General features: G+C 30.8%; 15 protein-coding genes and 3 tRNA genes. 11 read left to right on the top strand and 7 right to left on the bottom strand.

All coding sequences use genetic code 11. The features are described 5' to 3' along the window. The first annotated feature begins 52 nt into the window (after positions 1-52). Positions 53-868 (top strand): M48 family metallopeptidase, encoded by an 816-nt coding sequence (locus ACH5TX_RS07150; RefSeq protein ID WP_439338845.1) that lies wholly within the window; start codon positions 53-55, stop codon positions 866-868. A gap of 175 nt (positions 869-1043) precedes the next feature. Beyond that, positions 1044-2360: an MFS transporter gene (locus tag ACH5TX_RS07145; RefSeq protein WP_439338844.1), complete on the top strand. Its 1317-nt coding sequence runs from the start codon at positions 1044-1046 to the stop codon at positions 2358-2360. A gap of 75 nt (positions 2361-2435) precedes the next feature. Here the strand turns inward: ACH5TX_RS07145 and ACH5TX_RS07140 are convergent, their stop codons facing one another. The 4 genes from ACH5TX_RS07140 to ACH5TX_RS07125 all read right to left on the bottom strand — a co-directional run bounded on the left by ACH5TX_RS07140 (position 2436) and on the right by ACH5TX_RS07125 (position 7297). After that, positions 2436-3524, bottom strand: coding sequence for a hypothetical protein (locus tag ACH5TX_RS07140; protein WP_439338843.1), 1089 nt, complete (start codon positions 3522-3524; stop codon positions 2436-2438). Continuing rightward, positions 3502-4053 carry a hypothetical protein gene (locus tag ACH5TX_RS07135; RefSeq protein WP_439338842.1) on the bottom strand — a complete coding sequence of 184 codons (552 nt, stop codon included), beginning with the start codon at positions 4051-4053 and terminating at the stop codon, positions 3502-3504. The genes ACH5TX_RS07140 and ACH5TX_RS07135 overlap by 23 nt, the downstream gene beginning before the upstream one ends. Positions 4054-4063: 10 nt before the next feature. After that, positions 4064-4627 (bottom strand): RNA polymerase sigma factor, encoded by a 564-nt coding sequence (locus ACH5TX_RS07130; protein WP_439338841.1) that lies wholly within the window; start codon positions 4625-4627, stop codon positions 4064-4066. A 120-nt stretch (positions 4628-4747) separates the two neighbouring features. Continuing rightward, the gene (locus ACH5TX_RS07125; RefSeq protein ID WP_439338840.1) at positions 4748-7297 is read right to left on the bottom strand and encodes an ATP-dependent Clp protease ATP-binding subunit; all 2550 of its coding nucleotides are present in this window, start codon (positions 7295-7297) and stop codon (positions 4748-4750) included. A gap of 262 nt (positions 7298-7559) precedes the next feature. Here ACH5TX_RS07125 and gyrA point away from each other — a divergent pair, with 262 nt between their 5' ends. Both gyrA and ACH5TX_RS07115 read left to right on the top strand, forming a co-directional pair. Further along, a complete protein-coding gene (gene gyrA / locus ACH5TX_RS07120) occupies positions 7560-10115 on the top strand; it encodes a DNA gyrase subunit A (RefSeq protein ID WP_439338839.1) in 2556 nt (851 codons plus the stop codon). Between the two features lie 16 nt (positions 10116-10131). Then, the gene (locus ACH5TX_RS07115; protein WP_439338838.1) at positions 10132-11379 is read left to right on the top strand and encodes a tetratricopeptide repeat protein; all 1248 of its coding nucleotides are present in this window, start codon (positions 10132-10134) and stop codon (positions 11377-11379) included. A 49-nt stretch (positions 11380-11428) separates the two neighbouring features. Here the strand turns inward: ACH5TX_RS07115 and ACH5TX_RS07110 are convergent, their stop codons facing one another. Together ACH5TX_RS07110 and ACH5TX_RS07105 are read right to left on the bottom strand one after the other, a co-directional pair. Further along, positions 11429-12178 (bottom strand): C40 family peptidase, encoded by a 750-nt coding sequence (locus ACH5TX_RS07110; RefSeq protein ID WP_439338837.1) that lies wholly within the window; start codon positions 12176-12178, stop codon positions 11429-11431. Positions 12179-12190: 12 nt separating this feature from the next. Then, a complete protein-coding gene (locus ACH5TX_RS07105) occupies positions 12191-13369 on the bottom strand; it encodes an acetyl-CoA C-acyltransferase (protein WP_439338836.1) in 1179 nt (392 codons plus the stop codon). A gap of 161 nt (positions 13370-13530) precedes the next feature. Between ACH5TX_RS07105 and ACH5TX_RS07100 the strand changes: the two genes are divergently transcribed. The 5 genes from ACH5TX_RS07100 to ACH5TX_RS07080 all read left to right on the top strand — a co-directional run bounded on the left by ACH5TX_RS07100 (position 13531) and on the right by ACH5TX_RS07080 (position 19274). Next, on the top strand, positions 13531-15579 hold the full coding sequence (locus ACH5TX_RS07100; RefSeq protein WP_439338835.1) for an HD family phosphohydrolase: 2049 nt from the start codon (positions 13531-13533) through the stop codon (positions 15577-15579). A gap of 106 nt (positions 15580-15685) precedes the next feature. Next, positions 15686-15774: transfer RNA gene (locus ACH5TX_RS07095), tRNA-Ser, on the top strand. A gap of 21 nt (positions 15775-15795) precedes the next feature. Then, positions 15796-15870: transfer RNA gene (locus tag ACH5TX_RS07090), tRNA-Pro, on the top strand. A gap of 29 nt (positions 15871-15899) precedes the next feature. After that, positions 15900-15973, top strand: a tRNA-Arg gene (locus ACH5TX_RS07085). A 169-nt stretch (positions 15974-16142) separates the two neighbouring features. Beyond that, positions 16143-19274 carry a PAS domain-containing protein gene (locus tag ACH5TX_RS07080; RefSeq protein ID WP_439338834.1) on the top strand — a complete coding sequence of 1044 codons (3132 nt, stop codon included), beginning with the start codon at positions 16143-16145 and terminating at the stop codon, positions 19272-19274. Between the two features lie 104 nt (positions 19275-19378). Here the strand turns inward: ACH5TX_RS07080 and ACH5TX_RS07075 are convergent, their stop codons facing one another. Continuing rightward, entirely contained in the window at positions 19379-19960 is a 582-nt protein-coding gene (locus ACH5TX_RS07075) for an RNA polymerase sigma factor (RefSeq protein WP_439338833.1), read from the bottom strand. 151 nt (positions 19961-20111) lie between these two features. On the opposite strand from ACH5TX_RS07075, the gene ACH5TX_RS07070 reads away from it, so the two are divergent. Together ACH5TX_RS07070 and ACH5TX_RS07065 are read left to right on the top strand one after the other, a co-directional pair. Continuing rightward, positions 20112-21266 (top strand): FecR family protein, encoded by a 1155-nt coding sequence (locus ACH5TX_RS07070; protein ID WP_439338832.1) that lies wholly within the window; start codon positions 20112-20114, stop codon positions 21264-21266. A 100-nt stretch (positions 21267-21366) separates the two neighbouring features. Continuing rightward, a complete protein-coding gene (locus tag ACH5TX_RS07065; protein WP_439338831.1) occupies positions 21367-24735 on the top strand; it encodes a SusC/RagA family TonB-linked outer membrane protein in 3369 nt (1122 codons plus the stop codon). Positions 24736-24752 lie beyond the last annotated feature (17 nt).

Here is a 24752-nt window from a genome sequence, read left to right as displayed (position 1 = left end):
AATATTCAAGAGACAATTATTGTATTTTTATAACTTAAATAAACCATTAACCATGAAAATTAAAAACATATTTATTCTATTTGGAGCTGCATTACTATTTGTTGCTTGTGCAGAAAATCCATTTACAGGAAAAAAAACAATGGCATTAGTGCCTAATTCTCAGCTATTCCCTACAGCTTTTGCGCAATACGATCAATTTTTAACTGAAAACAATGTCGTTACAGGAACGTCTGATGCGGCTATGGTAACTCGAGTTGGTCAAAAAATAGCTGTTGCTGCAGAACGTTGGTTAAATGCTAACGGTCACCAAGGTTATTTAAACGATTATAAATGGGAGTATAATTTAGTTGATGATAAAACAGTAAATGCTTGGTGTATGCCAGGAGGTAAAATAGTTGTGTATACAGGAATTTTACCAATAGCTAAAACGGAGGCTGGTTTAGCTGCAATAATGGGGCATGAGGTGTCGCATGCGCTTGCAAATCACGGACAACAACGTATGAGTGCTGGTTATATACAACAAGGATTAGCCGTTGCAGGAAATGTAGTAATTAAAGATGAGCAGTCAAGAGGCATGTTTAACCAATATTATGGTGTAGGTTCTAATGTTTTAGGGATGTTGCCATTTAGTAGAAGTCATGAAACAGAAGCCGATAAAATAGGCTTGTATTTAATGGCTATTGCAGGTTATAACCCGGAAGAAGCTGCCGAACTTTGGAAGCGTATGAGTGCTAATAGTGGAGGAGAAGCACCACCAGAAATGTTAAGTACACACCCGTCAAATGAATCAAGAATTGCTAATCTTACAGCATTAGCGCCAAAAGCAAGAGAAGAAGCTGCTAAATTTGGTGTAACATCGTTTAGATAATAATTTATTATCATTCAAATTAAAATATTTGTTTACTTTAGGAGCTGCTCATAAATGGGCAGCTTTTTTTATTAAAATAAGAAATCACCATTTCTCTTATTTTAAGAACTCCAAGGTAGGTTGGGGTCTTATAAGTTATAAGATAAAAGTTAATTAATTATAGTAAACATTTTATATGAATCAACTAGAAAAAGGAAGTAAAAAACTTCTTAACGCTTGGGCGTTTTACGATTGGGCAAATTCGGTGTATAGTTTAGTTATAGCTTCAGCCATTTTTCCAATTTTTTATGGAGCGCTATTTAGGATAGCAGACATTGAAAAGGTGAGTATTTTTGGAGGAGAAATAGCAAGAGCGCCTTTAATAAGCTACACAACTTCTGTTGCTTTTATATTTATAGCTATAATAACACCATTAATTTCTGGAGTCGCTGATTATTTAGGGAATAAGAAAATGTTTATGAAGTTCTTTTGCTATTTAGGAGGAGGTTCGTGTATAGGGTTGTATTGGTTTTCATTAGAGCATATTTATTTTAGTCTTGCTTGTTATTTTTTTGGATTAGTTGGGTTCTGGGTAAGTTTTGCAATAAATAATTCTTATTTACCAGATGTAGCATTTCCAGATCAACAGGATAGGATTAGTGCAAAAGGTTTTTCTTTAGGTTATGTTGGTAGCGTAATTCTTTTGTTGTTTAATTTAGCAATGGTTATGAAGCCTGATTTTTTTGGAATTAGTACTGATGTTGATGGTGTAGCAGAAATTAAAGCCATGAAATACTCTTTTGTTTCTGTTGGTTTTTGGTGGATTATTTTTAGTCAATATACATTTTATCATTTACCCAATGGCACAAAGAAAGAGAATCCTAAAAAACATATTATCCTTAATGGGTTTAAAGAATTAAAATTAGTTTGGAATCAATTAGGAGAAAATGTAAAACTTAAGCGTTATTTAGGAGCCTTTTTTGTGTATAGTATGGCTGTACAAACTGTTATGCTTATAGCAACTTATTTTGGAGAAGAAGAAATAGATTGGGGAACAGATTCAGATCGTACAATGGGACTTATTGTTAGTATATTAGTTATTCAAGTTATAGCTATTATAGGAGCAATAGTTACTGCTAGAATTTCTAGAGTTTTTGGAAATATAAAGACGCTTATTGTTATAAATGTTTTTTGGGCTATTATTTGTGTGTATGCTTATTTTGTTATTACTCCAACCGATTTTTATATTGCTGCAGGTTTAGTAGGTATAGTTATGGGAGGGATACAAGCATTGTCGCGATCTACTTATTCTAAGTTTTTGCCAGAAACATCAGATACGGCATCTTTCTTTAGTTTTTATGATGTTGCTGAAAAAATAGGGATTGTAATAGGTACTTTTCTTTATGGCTTTGTAGCTCAAATTACAGGTAGTATGCGTAATGCAATCTTGTTTTTGTTTTTGTTCTTTTTTGTAGGGATTATTTTGTTGTTTAGGGTGCCTAAATCGTCCTAAAATTAATGTGATTTATTCTTTTAATTGCTTTTAGGTATAGATTTAGCTATTCGTTTTTTGATTGATGATTATAAATTATTTTTTTACAAGAGATACACTTCCGTAATCTGATACTATATTAACAGTGTTTTTAGAATTAGCATCTCCGTGATATCCGATATAGTGTTTTGAAGTAGATTCTACAATTTTCTTGGTAAAAATTAATCCATCACTATCTCTTAAAGAGGCATAATCTAAATCGATATCAAATGTGAAATCATGAGTTGCATCATAGCCAATTTTTACACCAACATAATCGGCTTTAATTGTTATGTTTTCGGCGTTTTTAGTTAATCTGTTTATTTTTATAGATCCGTAATCAGAATTAAGGGAGATGTTTTTGTATACATCACCAATGTAAGTTGTTAAGTAGTTTTCTTTGCCAATTATATTATTTGCTTTTTCAATTTTTATACTACCATAGTCACAATTGTAATTAACATCTTCGGCAACTTCAATTTTAGAATTCGTATAATCAGCAGTTATATTTATTTTTTGTGATTTAGAAACTGTAAAATCACTATAATCTGCATTTATTTTTCCACTTTTTATGTATTCAAAATAACAACCTTTTGTGTAATCAAAATTAATATCATTATTATCTGCCATTAATTCTTTGGTAGTAATTTTTCCGTAATCACAGCTTATTTTAGCAACACCTTCAAGTTTGTCTAAATTAATAGAACCGTAGTCGTTGTTTAAATCTACATGATTTGTTATTGGTATTTTAATAACATAATTAATTTTCATATTAACATTGTTGTTATTTCCCCAACTCCACCAAGAGCTTGATTTTGATTTACTAAATATTGTTTTTGCAGAAACAAAGTTTGAAGCCTCTTCAAAATCGACTCCAATATTGTCTAATTTTTTTTGTACTTTTTCTTCATCATTTCCAGAAGTAGTAATGGTTACTTCAAAGACAATGCGATTTTCGTTCCATGTAATAATATCTATGTTTCCATAGCTGTTATTTACTTTTAATGTAGCATTCGAAGAAACGGAATACGTTTTATTAATAACTTTCTTTTTTGTGTATTTACCATCCAATTTGGGAGATGCTAAAACGAATAATGGAAGCATGATGAATGCTAATAAAATTTTATATGGTATTACTGTTCTCATTTGATTGATTTTTTAATTGTTTGATGATATTAATTTGTTCTAAAGTGTTTTGTAAAATGTCTATTCTATTTTGAAAATTAGAGATCATAGCATATATCACTTGGTTGTCATTACCACTTTCTTTTAAGTCGTATTTTAAATTTTCGTAATCTCTTTCTAAGGTTTCTATTCTGCTTAAGGCATCTTCTATTATTTTTTTAGTTTCAGGAGAAGATGCTTCTTGAAGTTTGTTTAACTCGTCATTAATAGAACCAATGAAGAAATCTTCAGTTTCAGCCATTTTAGGAGATACACTAGCTAAATCTCTTGTTTCTGGTTGTTGCTGAGTAACTATAAAAAGCGCTATTGAAGCAGCTATACCTATAAAAGGTTTCCAAAATGGTCTACTTTTTTTGTTAACCGCTAACTTGGGCGACTCTTGGTTATTTAACTTATCTAAAAAACGTTGTGTATGATTTACTTCTGGAGTTTCCATATCAAAATCATGCTCCAGTCTTTTAAATAAATTATCTATAGTATCTTTACTCATAGTATGTATTTTAAATCGCAACAGATGCTAATAATTTCTGTCTTAAACTGTCTTTAGCTCTAGAGATTGTTGTTCTGCAATTAGCGTTAGAAATATTCATAATCTCACTAATTTCCTCGTAATCATATCCTTCAATAAGGTTTAATGTTAAAGCAATTCTGTAGTTATCTTTAAGCGTTTTCATGGTGTTTAATACTTGCTGCGCCTTTGTGTTTGTAAACTCATAATCACTATCAATTCCATCAGAATTATCTTCAATTTTATATAGCATATCATCTAAAGAAGTTTCTTGTTTTTTGTTGTTCTTTTTGTAATGATAAATGCTGTTGTTTATAACAATTCGTTTCAACCAAGGGCCAAAAATTTTAGCATCTTTTAGGTTTTCCAATTTTGTAAAAGCTATCAAAAACGAGTCTTGCATAATATCTTCTGCTTCAAAATTGTTTTTTACAATTCTAAAAGAAGTGTTATACATGGCTTTGTAATACCTGTTGTAAATTTCCAATTGCGCAGATTGGTTTCCAGACTTACATAAGTCAATGAGTTGCTCAGTATTTAAATTGGTTGGTGTCAAATATGATCAAATTGTTATAGTAAAGAGTATTCGGTTTTTTATTTGTTACAGTTTTTCAAAAAAAAAATCCTACGCTCTAAAAGATTGTAGGATTTTAATATGATTAAAAGTTAAGATTAATTATGATTCCGTAGGCTTTTCAGCTTTTTCAATAGAAATTTTTAACTCTTCAGAATCTTTATCTAAATCAATTTTTATGTTATCGCCTTCTTCTAAATTTGAAGCTACAATTTCTTCGGCTAAAGCGTCTTCAACATATTTTTGAATCGCTCGCTTTAATGGACGTGCTCCATACTGTTTGTCGAAACCTTTATCGGCAATATAATCTTTAGCACTATCGGTAAGTGTTAAGTTATATCCTAAAAGTTTAATACGAGCAAGTAGCTTTTCTAATTCAATATCAATAATTTTATTGATATCTTCTTTTTCTAAAGCATTGAATACAATAACATCATCAATTCTATTTAAGAATTCAGGAGCAAACGATTTTTTTAGAGCATTTTCAATAATACTTCTAGTGTTAGCATCTTCTTGAGCTTTTTGAGAAGCTGTTCCAAAACCAATACCTGTACCAAAATCTTTAATTTTACGAGCTCCAATATTAGAAGTCATAATAATAATGGTATTTCTAAAATCAATTTTTCTACCTAAACTATCTGTTAAATACCCATCGTCAAGTACTTGTAAAAGCATGTTGAAAACATCTGGATGCGCTTTTTCAATTTCATCTAAAAGAATAACAGCGTAAGGTTTGCGTCTTACTTTTTCTGTAAGTTGTCCACCTTCTTCATAACCAACGTATCCTGGAGGCGCTCCAACTAATCTAGAAATAGCAAATTTTTCCATGTATTCACTCATGTCTATACGTACAAGTGATTCTTCGCTATCAAACAACTCACGAGATAATACTTTGGCTAACTGCGTTTTACCAACCCCTGTTTGTCCTAAAAATATAAATGACCCAATTGGCTTATTAGGATCTTTAAGTCCAGCACGGTTTCGCTGGATAGCTTTAACAACCTTTGCAACAGCTTGGTCTTGACCAATCACTTTCCCTTTTATAAGGTTTGGTAATTCTGCGAGTTTATTAATTTCGGTTTGCGCAATTCTGTTTACGGGTACACCAGTCATCATAGAAACCACATCGGCAACATTGTCTTCGGTTACGACTTCACGATGTTGTTTGGTGTCTTCTTCCCATTTTTCTTGAGCAGCTACAAGTTCTTTTTCAATGCGTTTTTCATCATCTCTAAGTTTTGCCGCTTCTTCGTATTTCTGCTTTTTAACAACCGAATTTTTAGTTTCTTTAACTGTTTCTAGTTGTTTTTCTAATTCAAGTATTTGTTTAGGGACATCAATATTAGTTATATGAACACGCGATCCAGCTTCGTCTAAAGCATCAATAGCTTTGTCTGGTAAGAATCGTTCGGTCATATAACGATTGGTTAATTTTACACAAGCTTCAATAGCTTCAGGTGTGTAATCAACATTATGATGTTCTTCGTATTTGCCTTTAATATTGTTAAGAATTTCAATAGTTTCTTCTACTGTAGTAGGTTCTACTATTACTTTTTGAAAACGACGTTCTAAAGCACCGTCTTTTTCAATATACTGTCTGTATTCATCTAAAGTTGTAGCACCAATACATTGTATTTCACCTCTTGCTAAGGCTGGCTTAAACATGTTTGAAGCATCTAAGCTTCCAGTTGCACCACCTGCACCAACTATGGTATGAATTTCATCAATGAAAAGAATAACATCGTCATTTTTTTCAAGCTCATTCATAACAGCTTTCATACGTTCTTCAAACTGTCCACGGTATTTGGTTCCCGCAACTAAACTTGCAAGGTCTAAGGTAACAACACGCTTGTTAAATAGAATACGAGATACTTTTCTTTTTACAATCCTGAGTGCTAAACCTTCTGCAATAGCCGATTTACCAACTCCAGGTTCACCAATAAGTAGCGGATTGTTTTTCTTTCTTCTACTTAAAACTTGAGATACACGTTGTATTTCTTTTTCACGTCCAACTACAGGGTCTAATTTACCTTCTTCGGCCATAGCAGTTAAATCGCGTCCAAAATTATCTAAAACAGGTGTTTTAGATTTTTTATTTGTCTTTCCTGTAGGTGCATTAAAAATATTATCTTTTGATGAGCCTCCTTCAGGTGTTGTGTCATCATCTTGAAAAGATTCAGATTTTGGTTCTATATAATCATTGTCGTTTGTAATCATAAATTTAAATTGTTCTTTAACATTATCATAGTCAACTTTAAGCTTATTTAAAAGCTTGGTAGTGGGGTCGTTTTCATTTCTTAAAATACAAAGCAGTAAATGCGCTGTATTTATGGAAGTACTTTGAAATAGTTTGGCTTCTAAAAATGTTGTTTTTAGAGCACGTTCTGCTTGTCTGGTAAGATGTAGATTCTTTTTTTGATTAGAGGCTACTGCTATATTTGGGTTGGCAGGACTTAGTATTTCTACTTTTCGTCTTAAATGATTTAAATCAATATCTAAAGCATTTAATATGCTAATGGCTTTGCCATCTCCATCACGTAATAATCCTAGCATTAAGTGTTCGGTGCCAATAAAATCATGACCTAAACGTAAAGCCTCTTCTTTGCTAAATGCAATTACATCTTTTACTCTTGGGGAAAAATTATCATCCATAATAGGGTTCCTTTCTGCATTAAAAATACTAAAACATTTTACTTAAGGCAAAAACTATACCTTAAATTAATGTGAAAGTTGCTAATTGACGAAAAAAACTTTAAAAAATCAAAATTTAACTAGGCATACTTATTAACGAAAATGTAGGTCTAAATTGTTAATAAAAAGTCTCAAAAAACAGATGTATATCATCTTTTCTGACTGATGGAATTAGTATATTAGCATGTTTTGAAATATTGATAAAAACTTAATTAAATTATATATGGCAGAAGGAGAAAAATTGATCCCTATTAATATTGAAGATGAGATGAAATCGGCTTACATTGATTATTCAATGTCAGTTATTGTGTCACGTGCTTTACCAGATGTAAGAGATGGTTTAAAGCCTGTTCATAGACGTGTACTTTATGGTATGCATGAACTAGGTATTAGAGCAAATTCGGCACATAAAAAGTCCGCAAGAATAGTTGGAGAAGTTTTAGGTAAGTATCACCCACATGGTGATACATCTGTATATGACGCTATGGTGCGTATGGCTCAAGAATGGAGTTTACGTTATATGCTGGTTGATGGACAAGGGAACTTTGGTTCTATTGACGGTGATAGTCCAGCAGCAATGCGTTATACAGAAGCGCGTATGAAAAAAATATCTGAAGACATGTTGGCAGATATTGACAAGGAGACTGTAGATCATAAATTAAATTTTGATGATACGCTACAAGAACCAACCGTTTTACCAACACGTATTCCAGGGCTTTTAGTTAATGGAGCATCTGGTATTGCAGTTGGTATGGCAACTAATATGCCTCCTCATAACTTAACAGAAGTTGTTAATGGAACGATTGCTTATATAGAAAATAACGATATTGAAATAGATGAGTTAATTACCCATGTTAAAGCACCAGATTTTCCAACAGGAGGAACAATTTATGGTTACGATGGTGTAAAAGAAGCTTTTCATACAGGTAGAGGGCGTATTGTTATGCGTGCGAAAGCTAATATTGAAGAAGTTAATGGTCGTGAGTGTATCATTGTAGATGAGATTCCTTACCAAGTGAATAAAGCAGATATGATTAAGAAAACTGCTGACTTGGTAAACGATAAAAAGTTAGAAGGTATTTCTACTATTCGTGATGAATCTGATAGAAACGGAATGCGTATTGTGTACGTTTTAAAACGTGATGCTATTCCAAATATCGTATTAAACAAATTATTTAAATACACAGCGCTACAGTCTTCATTTAGTGTAAATAACATTGCATTAGTTAATGGAAGGCCTCAGTTATTAAACTTAAAAGAATTAATACATTATTTTGTTGAGCATAGACATGAGGTTGTTGTAAGAAGAACAACTTATGAGTTACGTAAAGCAGAAGAGCGCGCACATATTTTAGAAGGATTAATTATTGCTTCAGATAATATAGATGAAGTTATTAAAATAATTAGAGCGTCTTCAAATGCTGATGAAGCACGTGCTAATTTAATAGAACGTTTTAAATTATCTGAAATTCAAGCTAAGGCCATTGTTGAAATGCGTCTACGTCAATTAACAGGACTAGAACAAGACAAATTGCGTGCTGAGTATGACGAGATCATGAAAACTATAATCGATTTAAAAGATATTCTAGACAGGAAAGAGCGTCGTATGGATATTATTAAAGGCGAATTAGAAGTTGTAAGAGATAAATATGGTGATGAGCGTCGTTCAGTTATTGAATATGCAGGTGGTGATTTAAGTATTGAAGATATGATTCCTGATGAAAAAGTAGTGATTACTATTTCGCATGCAGGTTATATTAAACGTACTTCACTTACTGAATATAAAACACAAAATAGAGGTGGTGTTGGTCAAAAAGCATCAACAACTCGTAATGAAGATTTCTTAGAACATTTATTTGTTGGTACAAACCATCAGTATATGTTATTCTTCACTCAAAAAGGAAAATGTTTCTGGATGCGTGTTTACGAAATTCCAGAAGGTAGCAAAACATCTAAAGGTAGAGCTATTCAAAACCTTATAAATATAGAGCAAGACGATAAAGTAATGGCTTTCATTTGTACGCAAGATTTAAAAGATGAAGCGTATATTAATAGTCATTATGTAATTATGGCTACTAAAAAAGGCCAGGTTAAGAAAACGTCTCTTGAGCAATATTCTCGACCAAGAACAAATGGTATTAATGCCATTACTATTAAAGATGATGATGTTTTATTAGAAGCTAAATTAACGACAGGAGAAAGCCAAGTAATGTTAGCATTAAAATCTGGTAAAGCCATTCGTTTTGAAGAAGCTAAAACACGACCTATGGGACGTAGTGCTTCTGGAGTAAGAGGTATTCGTTTACAAGATGAAAAAACAGATGAAGTTATTGGTATGATTGCTGTTGATGATATGGATAGTAATGTGCTTGTAGTATCTGAAAATGGTTATGGTAAACGCTCTAGTTTAGAGGATTATAGAATTACCAACCGTGGAGGTAAAGGGGTTAAAACTATCTCAATTACAGAAAAAACAGGTAATCTAGTGTCTATTAAAAATGTTACAGACGATGATGACTTAATGATTATTAATAAATCTGGTATTGCTATTCGTATGGCCGTTCAAGATTTGAGAGTTATGGGAAGAGCAACGCAAGGTGTTAAATTAATTAATCTTAAAGGTAATGATTCTATTGCAGCAGTTGCAAAAGTAATGCATGATGAAGATGAAGTTGTAGTTGACGAAGAAGGCGTTGAATCTGTTGATAACACTGAAGGTGTAGAAGGTGGCACAACTCTTGATAATAATCAAGAAGAAGATATTAACACTGAAAATTAAATTAAATATTATTAAAATGAAAAAACAAATTATTATAGCTTTAGCACTTTCTATTGGTGCATTTTCATTTGCCCAAAAAAAAGAATTGAAAGCGGTAGAAAAGGCTATTAAAGGAAACAACTATGCAGAGGCTAAAGCGGCTTTAAAACAAGCCGAAGGTTTAATGTCTGCAATGGACGAAAAGAGTAAATCAAAATATTACTATTTACTAGGAAAAGCATTGTATGCTGGAGGAGCAGGATCTTTAAATGATGTTGATGGTGCTTTAGAAAGTTTAGGTAAAGTAAAAGGAGCTTATAGTTCTGAAATAGCTACTTTAAAACAAGAGATGGTAAATGCATTATTAACTAAAGGAAATGAATCTTATGAGAAAAAGGAATATTCTGTAGCATCTAAATATTTTGAAAAATCATATAGATTAAGTGAAAAGGATACGTTGTTTCTTTACTATGCAGCAGCAACAGCTGTTAATGTACAAGAATATGATAGAGCTATAGGTTTGTATGAAGAACTTAAAAATTTAGGCTATACAGGTATTGAAACTAAGTATTTTGCGACAAATAAAGAGACTGGTGAAGAAGAGATTTTAGATAAATCAACTCGTGATATTTATGTTAAGGCTAAAAGTCATATAAATCCAGGAGAGCGTTTAACAGACTCAAAAAAGCCAGAAATTGTTAAAAACATTGCACTTATTTATGTTAGCCAAGGAGAGGATGAAAAAGCTATTGAAGCAATGAAAGATGCTAGAGCAGAAAGCCCTAATGATGTTAACCTTATTCTTAGTGAAGCAAATGTTCATTATAAAATGGGGAACATAGTAGAGTTTAAAAAGCTTTTAGAAAAAGCAACTCAAATGGATCCTAATAATGCTGAACTTCAATATAATTTAGGAGTTGTGTCTGCAGAAGCTGGTGAAAATGAAGCAGCAAGAGGGTATTACGAAAAAACGATTGAATTAAACCCTAGTTATATTAATGCATATATAAACCTTTCAGCTTTAGTATTATCAAGAGAGAAGCCGTTAATTGAGGAAATGAATGGTTTAGGATCGTCAAAAGCAGATGATAAACGATATGATGAATTAAGAGAAGAGCGTCAAAACCTTTATAGAGAAGCTATTCCTTATTTGTCAAAAGCTTTAGAGATTGATGCTAAGAATATTAATGCAGCTAAAACATTAATGAATATCTATAGTATTTTAGGAGAAACAGATAAATATAAGAGTATTAAAGAAACAGTAGATGCTTTAGAAGCAAACTAATTTCTCTCTTATTTAGTAATATAAAAAAAGCCGCAATTTGCGGCTTTTTTTATATCACTTTTTTAATTACACGTAATTTATGTGTGTGTATTTTTTTATCTACATTGTAAATACCTGAATGATCTAATCTATCAACTCTCACTTTACCATGAGCGTGTATAATGTAGTTATCTTTCATTATAATACCAACATGAGTTATAACCCCTTCATTATTATCAAAAAAAGCTAAATCACCAGGTTCGCTTTCTTCAATAAAACTTAAAGCTTCTCCTTGAGAGGCTTGTTGTGAAGCATCACGTAATAGTTTGTAGCCATTAAGTTTATAAACCATTTGTGTAAATCCAGAGCAATCAATGCCAAAAGGGGTTTTTCCTCCCCATAAATAAGGAGTGTTTAAATATAAAAAAGCAGTTTGTATTAAGTTTTCTTTTGGAGTCTTACCTTCAACTATATTACCATCGTGGGAATGATTTAAAACAGATAATCCATTTAGTGAAGAGCCTAATACTATAGTATGTAATTGCTGATTATTGTCTTGAATAAATTCAACTAAATCAATACATATTTTGGGGGTTTCTTTGTTTAATAATTTATATTGATCTTCCGTAATTTCTATGTATTGCTTATTATCAATCCAGCCTTCATAAGAATCAAAAGCAAGTCTTATTTTGCTCCAATTTTTACGTTGTTCTAAAATTTTGAAAATATCTCCATAAAGCACTTGAGATACAAGTTCACTAGTATCTGAGGCTTCTTCTCTAAGAGGAACAATGCTTAAATTACAAATTCCGTACTGCATTAATTAATAAGCTTAATTACGTTCAATAACAATTGCAGATGCACCACCGCCACCATTACAAATAGCTGCTGCACCAATTTTACTGTTATTTTGTTCTAAAACATTTAATAAAGTGATTAAAATTCTAACACCAGAACAACCTAAAGGGTGTCCTAATGATACAGCTCCACCATTTACATTTACGTTATTATCATTAAGTCCAAGAATTTTCATATTTACTAAACCAACTATAGAAAATGCTTCGTTTAATTCGAAAAAATCAACATCTTTTATGTTTAATCCTGCTTTATTTAAAGCTTTAGGTAAAGCTTTTGCTGGAGCTGTTGTAAACCATTCTGGTTCATGAGCAGCATCTGCATAACTTCTTATGGTAGCTAAAACCTTTAATCCTAACTCATCAGCTTTCTCCTTACTCATTAATATCATAGCGCCTGCACCATCATTAATTGTTGAAGCGTTAGCAGCAGTTACTGTGCCGTCTTTAGTAAAAGCAGGTCGAAGTTGCGGTATTTTATCTATTCTTACATTACTAAATTCTTCGTCTTTTGAAACAATGATAGGTTCTCCGCGTCTTTGAGGAACTTCAACAGGTATTATTTCATTATCAAACATACCAGCTTCCCAAGCTTTTGCAGATCTAGTATATGATTGTATAGCATATGCATCTTGGTCTTCACGAGAAAACTCATATTCATTAGCACAAGCATCAGCACAAACACCCATAGCATTTTGATCATAAGCATCTACTAATCCATCTTTTTGCATGCCATCAATTAGTGATGTAGGCCCAAATTTTGTGCCTGTTCTACCATACAAATAATGAGGGATTAAGCTCATGTTTTCCATACCTCCAGCAACAATAATATTAGCATCACCTAAAGCAATTGCTTGTGCGGCTTGCATAACTGCTTTCATACCAGAAGCACAAACTTTATTAATGGTGGTACAAGGAACAGTATTAGGTATTCCTGAAAAAATAGCTGCTTGCCTTGCAGGAGCTTGTCCTGTTCCTGCTTGAACTACATTACCCATAATTACTTCTTCAACTAATTCAGGGTTTAAATCTATTTTGTTTAATGCACCTTTTATGGCTGCTGCTCCAAGTTTTGGTGCTGGAATAGTAGATAGTCCACCCATAAAACTACCTATAGGTGTTCTTGCTGCGGCTACGATAACAACTTCTTTATTCATAATTAAATTAATTAGCTTAGTTGTAGGCGAAAATAATGATTTTTTGGTAGAAATTTGAAAGATTCACGTATTATAAAAAATGGTTATAGCTTATAATTTTATTACATTTGAAATTAGTATTATAAGTGATAGTATTACTACTTATAAAATAAAACAGATAGATGAAAGACTTTATAAATAGCCTATATAGAAATCATTCCTTAATTTATAAAGGACTTTTGTTTGTGAGTACCACTATTTTAATAGTGTATTTATTTCCAAAAAGCGGAAAGTTTAAGTATAATTTTGAAAAAGGTAAACCTTGGCAGTCTGAAAACCTATATGCTCCTTTTGATTTTGCAATAAAAAAAACAGAAGAAGAAATAAGTGCTGAGAAAAAAGTAGTAACAGATAATTCTGTTTTATATTTTAATGTTGATAGGGCTGTAAGTAAAAATGTTAAACTGGCATATAGAGAAGAGTTTAATAATGTTTTTCGTGATTCAGTTTTTAAAAATGATTTACCTAAAATATATAATTTAGGAGAGCGTATTATAAATGAATTATATACATACGGTATTTTAAATGAAAATTATGATTTCTCTGATGAGAGTTCTATTGTGCTTTTAGAAGGTAGAGTCGAAAAGCAAAAAGCGATATTTTCAAATTTGATAAAACTTGATGCTGTAAAAGAAACAATTGATAAAGTATTAATAGCCAATGATGAGAGGGAATTAAATACCGAGTTTGTTGCTTTGTTTTTTGATTTAATTGAGCCTAATTTAATATATGATAAATCTTTTACAGAGCGCGTTTTAAAAGAAGAGTTTGATAAAATTTCTTTTGTTAGAGGGAGCATTGAAAAGGGAACTTTAATAGTTTCAAAAGGGGAAGTTGTTGAAGGCGATAAGTTTCAAAAATTAAATTCTCTTAAGTCTGAGTACGAGTCTCAAGTTTGGAGTAAATCTAATTATATATGGGTTTTATTTGCATATACTTTATTAGTAGCATTGGCATTATTAATGTTGTTACTTTTTTTAAGAAAATATAGAGTTTCGGTTTTTGAAAATAACACAAAAGTTACTTTTATATTTTTCAATATATTTTTAATGATATTAATTACAACTTTAGTAATTAATTATAATGCTAAATATATTTATGTCGTTCCTATTTGTATTTTACCATTAGTTTTTAAAGCTTTTTTTGATGCAAGATTAGGCTTGTTTGCTCATGTTGTTACAGTGTTGCTATTAGGGTTTATAGTTCCTAATAGTTATGAGTATATGTTTCTTCAAATCATTGCTGGTATTGTAACTATATTAACGGTTTCAGAGCTTTATAAACGTGCTAATTTGTTTGTTTCAGTAGGTCAGATTACATTAATATATATAGTAGCTTATTTTGCATTTTTTGTTATTCATGAAGGTACTATTGAAACTATAAAATGGGAGACTTTTATTTGGTTTGTTTTATGTGGATTGGCAACTTTATTTGTACAACCACTAATTTATATTTATGAAAAACTTTTTGGTTTAGTGTCGGATGTATCGCTTTTAGAATTATCAGATACTAATTCAAAATTACTAAAGGAACTTTCTAATTTAGCACCAGGCACATTTCATCATTCATTAAACGTGGCGAATCTAGCTGAAGCTTCAGCTAGTGAAATAGGAGCAAATGCTATGTTGGTTAGGGTAGGAGCTTTATATCATGATATTGGGAAAATGAAAAACCCAACTTATTTTACCGAAAACCAATCTACAGGTATTAATCCGCATGATGAATTGTCCTCAAAAGAAAGTGCAAGAATTATTACAGATCATGTAATTAATGGTATTGAAATAGCTAAAAAGAATAATCTACCAGATAGGATTGTAGATTTTATTAGAACACATCATGGAACAAGTGTTGTTTATTATTTTTATATGCAAGAGAAAAAAGATTTTGAGACCGTAGATAAATTAGATTTTAGTTATCCTGGACCTAAACCATTTAGTAAAGAAACTGCTATTTTGATGATGTGTGATAGTATTGAAGCGGCTTCAAAGAGTTTGAAAGAACCAACATCTTCCAAAATTGATGCTTTTGTAGAAAATATTATTGATAAGCAAATAGAAGAAGGACAGTTTTTAAATGCTAATATTACTTTTAAAGAAATTCAATCTATAAAAAAAGTTTTAAAACATAAGTTGGCTAATATCTATCACTTACGTATTGAATATCCAGAATAGTAAAAAAAAAGTAAAAAAAGTAAAAAAAATGTTTGTGTCATACAGGAGTAAAAGTTACATTTGCATCCGCATTTGAGACAAAGTGCATAGTTCATTAAAAATTAACGGAGAGGTGCCTGAGTGGCCGAAAGGAGCGGTTTGCTAAATCGTCGTAGGTGGAAACACTTACCCAGGGTTCGAATCCCTGTCTCTCCGCAAAAAATAAGATAACCAATTCGGGGTGTAGCGTAGCCCGGTTATCGCGCCGCGTTTGGGACGCGGAGGTCGCAGGTTCGAATCCTGCCACCCCGACACTGTTTTCGTAGAAACATAAAAACTACGGGCTCTTAGCTCAGCTGGATAGAGCACCTCCCTTCTAAGGAGGCGGTCGAAGGTTCGAATCCTTCAGGGCTCACTTAAAGCTTCACTATTTATAGTGAGGCTTTTTTGTTTTATATAAGGTTTTTAAGATCGGTATTTTCATTTTTCATTATTTTATTTATAGTTAACAACGAATTTCTTACAAAAACAGAGTTGGTAGAAAAATTAATATTATATTTATGGTAGACATTGATTAATAGCAAATGAATAAAATATTTATTTATAGCCATGACAATTTTAAGTTTATGGCCGATTCTTTACCAGAATCAAACCAGCTAACATATTACTTTTTTACTGAAATAAACCAATTAAAAATAGCAATTAAACAATTGGAGCCAAAAGCTGTATTGTTTGATACTATAATGTTTAATGATGTAAATTTAACTTGGATTGATACTATTGGTAGTGAGGTTTTAGTTGTTACTTCAGAAAATCTATCAGGTTTATTTAAAAACAAAGAAAATATTTATGTTTTACCAGAGCAATTAAATAAAGCAAATGTATCTGAGTTATTTTTAAAGTTGAGATTAATTAAAAAAGACTTTAACTCTCAGGTAGGTGTTCAAAAAAATAAAAAGAATTTAGAAAAGGTTACAAAAGAAAAAGAGCAGAGTAACCAACAACTTCTAAATCTTCTTATGGATAATTTACCTGATGCTATTTACTTTAAAGATAGAGAATCAAGGTATACAAAAATTAATAAACCTGAAGCGGCTCTTTTACAAGTAAACCATCCAGAGGAAGCCGTTGGTAAAACAGATGAAGATTTTTTCGGTCCTGCTTTAAGTCAAAAAACATTTATGGAGGAGCAAGCTTTGATGGAGAGTGGTATTCCTTTAATAAATAAATTTCAACTTATAAATACATTTGAAGGGGAAAAGTATATTAGGTCTACAAAAGCCCCTTTAATGAATGCAGATGGTGAATGTATAGGTTTAGTGGGGATAACACGGGATGTTACAAGTGAGTATTTGATAGAAAAAGAGTTTCTTGCAGAAAAGAAGCTTATGGATTTAATGATGAATAATGTGCCTGAGAGGATCTATTTTAAAGATAGAGAGTCTCGATTTATTCGCTCTAATTTGTCTTTAGCAAAACAGTTCGGACTTAAATCGCCAGAAGAATTGTATGGCAAAACTGATTTTGATTTTCATGATCCTATTCATGCCAAAGAAGCTTTTGAAGATGAACAGGCAATTATGAAAAATGTAACTCCAATTTTAAATAAACAGGAAAGTTATTTAAAAAATGGAGAGCGGTTTTGGGTTTTAACATCTAAAATCCCACTTGTAGACGATCAAGATGAAGTTATAGGCTTGGTTGGTATTTCTCGAAATTATACTAAGCAAAAAGAATTGGAGCTTTCTCTTAAAAAAGAGAAAGAGCTTTTACAAATGTTAATTGATAATGTACCAGATTATATATATTTCAAGGATAAAGATTTAAAATATATAAGAGTAAATAAATCAATATCAGAATATTATAATGCAGATGTTAATGATATAATTGGAAAGACAGATTTAGACTTTTTTCCAAAAAAAACAGCAGAGAAGTTTCATAAGCAAGGAAAAGAGGTTTTAGAGAATGATATAAAAATAATTGACAAAGTACAAAAGTTAAAAAAATCTGAAGGAAAATCCGTTTGGATTTCTACAACCAAAGTTCCAATAAAAGATGAATTTTCTAATATTATAGGTTTGGTAGGAGTTTCTAGAGATGTTACTTTAATAGAATCTACCAAAAGAGATTATGAGTTAGCAAGGGCAAAAGCAGAAGAAGCAAATAAAGCAAAAAGTTTGTTTCTTGCAAATATGTCTCATGAGATAAGAACTCCAATGAACGGTATAATTGGAATGGCAGATATATTAAGTAAATCTAACCTTGACCCTACGCAAAATGAATATTTAGATGTTATAACAAAATCAGGACAGACCTTGTTATCACTTATTAATAATATTTTAGACTTTTCTAAGATTGAATCTGGTAAAATGGAATTAGAAATTGTGCCAATAAATATTAGAAGTGTTATAGAAGAGGTTGCAGATATTCATATAGTACATGCTTCAAGAAAAGCAATAGACGTATTAACATATATTGATCCTGAGGTTCCTGAATTTGTAGGAGGAGATTATATTCGTTTAAAACAAATTATTACCAATTTGGTAAATAATGCTATTAAGTTTACTTCTAAAGGCGAAGTTGTTGTTCACGTAAATTATATAGGTAAAATTGATGGGGTTCATGAAATACAATTTAAAGTTAAGGATTCGGGTATTGGCATAACCGAAGAAAATCAAAAAAAATTATTTAAGTCTTTTTCTCAAGTTGATGCTTCAACAACACGAAAATATGGTGGTACAGGATTAGGGCTGGCAATTTCACATAAGTTAGTTACTTTAATGGGTGGTGAATTAGATATTGAAAGTTCTTCAGATTCTGGTTCTACATTCTTTTTCAAAGCTAAGTTTAATGAGTCGGGAGCATCTAAAAACAGTGGGGCATTTATAAGTAAAAAACAACTTGTAGGTAAGCATGTTGCTATTATTGATGATAATGAAACTAATAGGATAATATTTAAAAATTATCTTGAAACTTGGCAAGTAAAAGTCTCTGAATTCAAAGACGGATTTGAAGCATTGTCTTATTTTAAGAATGAATATGACTCAAACAATCCAATAGATTTAGTACTAGTTGATTTTCATATGCCTGGTATGGATGGAAAGGAATTAGCTCATAAAATTAAGGCAGATCAAAAAATAAGTGATTTGAAATTGATTTTATTATCTTCAATAACTGATGCATTATCAACTGAAGAAATGAGTAATATTGGTTTTGAAACTGGACTTAATAAGCCTATTAAAATGAACCAGCTTTTAAATATAATGTTAAAAGTTTTAGGAGTGCCGCATGAGCAAAAAGAATTTGAAAGTCAAGAAATTGAAAATCATTTAATAAGCTATAAAAATAAAAAATTTCTTATTGTAGAAGATAACTTAATAAATATTAAAGTAGCTCAAATAGTATTAGGTGGATTGTCTAAACATATTGAAGTTGCCAAAAACGGACAGGAAGCTGTAGATCTATTTCTGAAAAATGAATTTGATGTTATATTGATGGATGTAAGAATGCCGGTAATGGATGGTATGGAAGCAACTTTGAAAATAAGAGAATTAGAAAATGATGCAAATATTGAAGAGCCTGTTAAAATAATTGCTACAACAGCGAACACCTATCAAGAAGATGTTGAAAATTGTATGGATATTGGTATGGATGCTTTTCTTGAAAAACCATTTAAAAGAAAAGATTTGCTAGATATTTTGCAACAATTAATGTAGTTGGTTAGGGCATTAGAGGGGTATTTAAAATTCTTTAAGAAATTAAAAATAATTAAGGCATATAGTGTTTACTAGGAAATAAAAAAGTTTATATATAATCTTTTTTATTTGATAATAATAGATTTTACTTTTTTAGTAAATAGGAGTAAAAGAATATTACCTTTTTCAAAGCCTTCTCTAATTTTTTTGAATGCAATTCGCATTTGAGATTCAACAGTTTTGTTTGATATGTCTAACAATTTAGCAATCTCACTATACTTTAAACCTTTAGTTTTGTTAAGGAGCAGTATTTCTTTACAACGAGGAGGAAGCTCTTCAATAATAGCTTTTAATTGCTTAATACGTTTTTCGGTTAGGTCATTATCCTCTATAGTTTGTCTGTTTAAAGCCTCATACTTTAAATCATCTAAAAAAGAATCTTGTCTTTTAAGTTTGCGGTAATAATCAATGTAAGTATTATGAGAAACAGTATATAAATAACTTTTAATTGATTTATTAATTTCAAAATCAGCACGTTTTTCCCATAAAATTATAAATGTTTGCTGAACAATATCTTCGGCTAAACTTAAATCATTAGTAAATGTAATAGTGTAGCTAACAAGCTGTTGGTAATATTTATCGAATAATTCTTTAAAAGCCTCGTTATCGTCTTTTTTTATAGCTTTTAGTAAAAATTCGTCAGTCATCTTTGTTGTTATAGAATCTGCTTAAAGGAGATTGAAGGAATTATTTTTTTTGCAAGGTAGAAAAATTTTAAACTTTTTTTAAGGGTTTTTCTTTTAAAGAACGTTATGTGTTATATAAATGTTAATTTACTAATAATTTTATCTTAAAATATTGAAAAAAATAATTTTAAAATATTTAACAGACACTATTAATAATGAGGAACTAATAGCTTTAAGAGATTGGTTAAAGAAGTCTGAAAATCAAGAAGTATTTAAATCTTACATAAAAGATGCTTATAGTGTAAATAGATTACATGTAGAGCCTAATACTGAAGAAGCTTATAATATTGTTTTAGATAAAATATTAAATAAGACAACACCAGTACCAGTTAAAAAAATACATCCGTTCTGGATGAAATACGCTGCTGCTATTTTGGTAGTAGGGTTTTTATTAACGGGCTACCTTTTTAAAGATTCAATATTTAGTTCTAATGATATAATTACTGTAGATAATACGAATACAATTAAGATAGGTACAGATAAAGCCATTTTAATTTTAGAAAACGGTTCTGAAATAGCATTAGAAAAAGGTAAAGCGCAAACTTCAGAGAACTTCACCACAGATGGGAAAGAGTTGGTGTATAAAAAAGCAGCGTCAAAGAACAAACCTGAAATTGCTTATAATTATTTAGAAATACCAAGAGGCGGACAGTTTTCTTTAAAACTATCAGATGGTACAAAAGTTTGGCTTAATTCAGAATCTAAAATAAAATATCCAGAGTCTTTTATATCTGGTCAATCAAGAGAAGTTGTATTGCTATATGGTGAAGCTTATTTTGAAGTAACCCCAAGTAGTGAGAATAACGGCGATCGTTTTGTAGTGCAATCAAAAGGTCAAGAAATAGAAGTAATAGGAACAAAATTTAATATAAATACATATAAAGATAATATTGTACGAAGCACACTTGTAGAAGGGCGTATTAATTTAAAAGCGAATCATTCCGAACAAAAAATATTTCCAGGACAACAAGCTGTTTTTAATATAGAAAAGCAAACTGTAAATATTCATTATGCTGATGATGTTGAAAGCGAAATTAGTTGGATACATGGTGTATTTAGTTTTAAAGAGAAGAATTTTGAAGATATAATGACTGTTTTAGGAAGGTGGTATAATGTTGATGTAGAATATTTAAATGCGCAAGTAAAGCAAGTAAAGTTTACAGGAATACTGTCTAAGGATCAAAGTTTAGAAAATATACTTTCAATAATGGAAACTACAACAACAATGACATATGAAATAAAAAACAATACTATTCTAGTAAAATAGTATAAAAAAAGGGGTTAAAAAGTTTGAATCTCTGACCAAACAAAACTTTTTACCCCTGTAGCTTAATAGATTATTAATTAACCCATTAAAAAACAAATGTATGAATTTTAAAATTACCGATGTTCTTTCTTTTAGAAGGAAAAGAAATCTATTACTAATAATGAAAATACTTATTTTTTTCTGCTTTACAGTATCTTTTGCATTTACTAGTAATTCTGGCTTTTCTCAAAACACAAAAATTTTAATAAGTAACGATAGTAAAGTTAGTGTTGAAGAAGTTTTTGAGATTATAAAAAATCAAACAGATTACAGATTTGCTTATCAGTCTAATGTATTTGAAAATCTGTCAGAAGTAACACTTAAAAAAGGTGTTATTACATTAAATAAACTTTTACAATTAAGTTTAAGACCTGCTTATGATTATCAATTTGATGATAAAAATAATAGCATCTTTATAATTCCTTATAAAGAGAAAAAAATATTTCCACAAGAAGACCATGTTGTTACTGGTAGAATAACAACCAAAGAAGGGTTTCCGCTTATGGGTGTTACTGTTTTAGTAGAAAACAAGAGTATAGGTGTTTTTACAAACGAAGAAGGAAAGTATAAAATAAAAGTATCAAATAATGATGTTTTAAAGTTTACTTATATAGGTTATGAAAAAAAAGAAATAAAAGTAGATAGCCAACAAGAAATAAATGTTGTATTAGAAGAAGCTTTAAGTGAGCTTGATGAAGTTCAAGTTACTGCATACGGCAAAACCTCTAAGCGTTTAGCAACAGGTAATATTACCACAATTACATCTGAAGAAATTAGAAAAAGTCCTGTGTCAAACGTTTTACAAGCTGTACAAGGTAAAGTGCCAGGGGTTTTTATTCGTCAAACAAGTGGGCAAGCTGGAACTCCTTTTGATATACAAATAAGAGGTGTAAATACATTAAAAACTATAAATCAAAGTGCACCACAACCATTATTGGTAGTTGACGGTGTTGCTTTTCCTGCAGGAAATTTACAAGGAAATTCAAGTAAAGGTATTTTTAGTTTTGAGTTTGATTCTACCTCTGGTAACGGATTAAGTTATATTAACCCTAATGATATTGAAACCATTAACTTTCTTAAAGATGGTGATGCTACAGCTATTTATGGTTCAAGAGGCGCTAATGGTGTTATATTAATTACTACTAAAAAGGCTAAAAAGGGAGAGCCTACGGTAAGTTTTAGTACAAGAAGTGGTTATTCTTTTGCAGGCAGATCTCCAAAATTATTAAATACTGAAGATTATATAAATTATAGAACAGAAGCTGTAGAAAATTCTGGGAATGGCATAGGATTTAGTGATTTAGATATAAACGGCACTTTTTCTGATACTAGGTATACCGATTGGAAAGAGTCTTTGTTAAAAAGTGGCGCTTTTTCAAACTTTAATAGTATTTCGTATTCTGGTGGTTCAGATAATGCTAGGTATTTAGTTCGAGGTAATTATAACAAAGAAAACAGTATTCTTAATAATAGTGGAGCAAACACCTTAGCAGGTATTCATTTTGATTTAAGTACTAATACATCCGATCATAAATTTACTTTAGGATTAACAGGTACTTATACTGCTTCAAAAAATACAGGTTCAATTTTTGATACATTTAGATTGTTTACAGCTCCTAATGCACCAGATCCTTATAATGAAGATGGAACCATTAATCAAGTAGATTTTGATGAATATGATTTTATTAATCCAGCAAGAATTAATGAGGTTATTGCAGAAAACAAAGTAGATAATTTAATAGGAAATATAAATTTTAGATATACACCGGTTAAAGGTCTTGTGTTTAAAGCAAATGCAGGAATTAGTAATTTGTCTTCTAGAGATTTATATGCAAAACCTACTACTTATTATCCTTTAAATACGTTTAGCGAAAATAGTTCTTCTATAAGTAGGTTTAATATTAAAACGATAACAATAGAACCAAGTGTAAGCTATCAAGCTAATTTGGGAAATCTAGGAACAGCTATAGTTAATTTTGGAGCGACTTTTCAAGAGAAACAAGCTGAAAGATCTGAAGTTTCAGCAACAGATCTTTTTAGTGACAACCAATTAAGAGACCCCGCACAGGCAGGTTTTGAAAAAGTTAGTTATGGTTCAGATAACACAAATAGTAGATATACAGGTGTTTTTGGAATATTAAATTATAATTTTGTTAATAAATACTTACTTAATTTATCTTTAAGAAGAGATGGTTCTACCAAGTTTGGAGCCGAAAACCGTTTTGCTACATTTGGTTCTGTTGGTGCATCATGGATTTTAAGTGAAGAGAACTGGTTTAAAAACAATATAAAGTTTATAGATTTTGCCAAGTTTAGAGGTAGTTTTGGAACTGTAGGAGGCGATGGTATTGACGATTATTTATATTTGTCAACATACTATACATCAGTTGCTTATGGAAATGAGGATACTTTAGAGCCAGAAGGTCCTTCAAATGCTTTTTTACAATGGGAGCACAATGAAAAATCGGAGCTAGGTGTTAATTTAGGACTATTTAAAAGTCGTATTCAATTAGGATATAGTTATTATACAACAATTACAGAGAAGTCATTAACAGATTTAGCTACGTCTGCTGTAACAGGTGTAACACGATATTTTACTAACTCTCCAGCAAAAATTAAAAATTGGGGACATGAAATTACTTTAAGTACAGAAAATATTAAAAATGAAGCGTTTTCTTGGACAACAAATTTTAATATTACATTACCTAAGAGTGAGTTAGTTGCTTTTAATAATGTTGATGGTTTACAAGAAAATCATAATTTTGTTGTTGGCAAGCCAGTAACGGGAATAAAAGTTTATAATTATCAAGGTGTTAACCCAGAAACAGGAAACTTTAACTTTTTTAAAGATTTAGATGGTAATGGTAAAATTGACGATGGTGAAGTAGATGAATTTACATTTGATCTTAATGATAACGATGCCACAGAATTTGTAGATTTAGCACCTGAATTTTTTGGAGGAATTCAAAATACATTTTCGTATAAAAACTTTAGTTTAGGGGTATTCTTTTCTTTTCAAAAGCGAAATATTCGTACTGCCTTTGCATCTGAATTTTCGGCATTTTCTTCTCCAGGAGGAGCAAACAAAAATATATCTCAAGATGTTTATAATGCACGTTGGCAAAACCCAGGTGATATTACTGATATTCCTAGGTTTGCTCCAGGTTTCTTTTCAACATTTGCTTTTGAGAATTATAAGATTAGTAATGGGGCTTACACAAATGTAAGTTATGCTCGATTACAAAATGTAAACTTAAATTATAACCTGCCATCTAAATGGTTGCAAAAGGTTGGTTTAAAATCCATGCAAATTTATCTACAAGGTCAAAATCTTTTAGTTATTTCTGATTTTAAAGGAAGAGATCCAGAAGTCATTGATGCTTTAGGACCCCTAAGAACATTTGTTTTTGGTTTAGACTTATCATTATAATTTCATATAAAAAAATA

Source organism: Thalassobellus citreus (genome assembly GCF_044385915.1).
Taxonomy (GTDB): Bacteria; Bacteroidota; Bacteroidia; order Flavobacteriales; family Flavobacteriaceae; genus Thalassobellus; species Thalassobellus citreus.
Note: the sequence above shows the minus strand (reverse complement) of the source record. Positions and strands in the feature narration are given on the sequence as shown.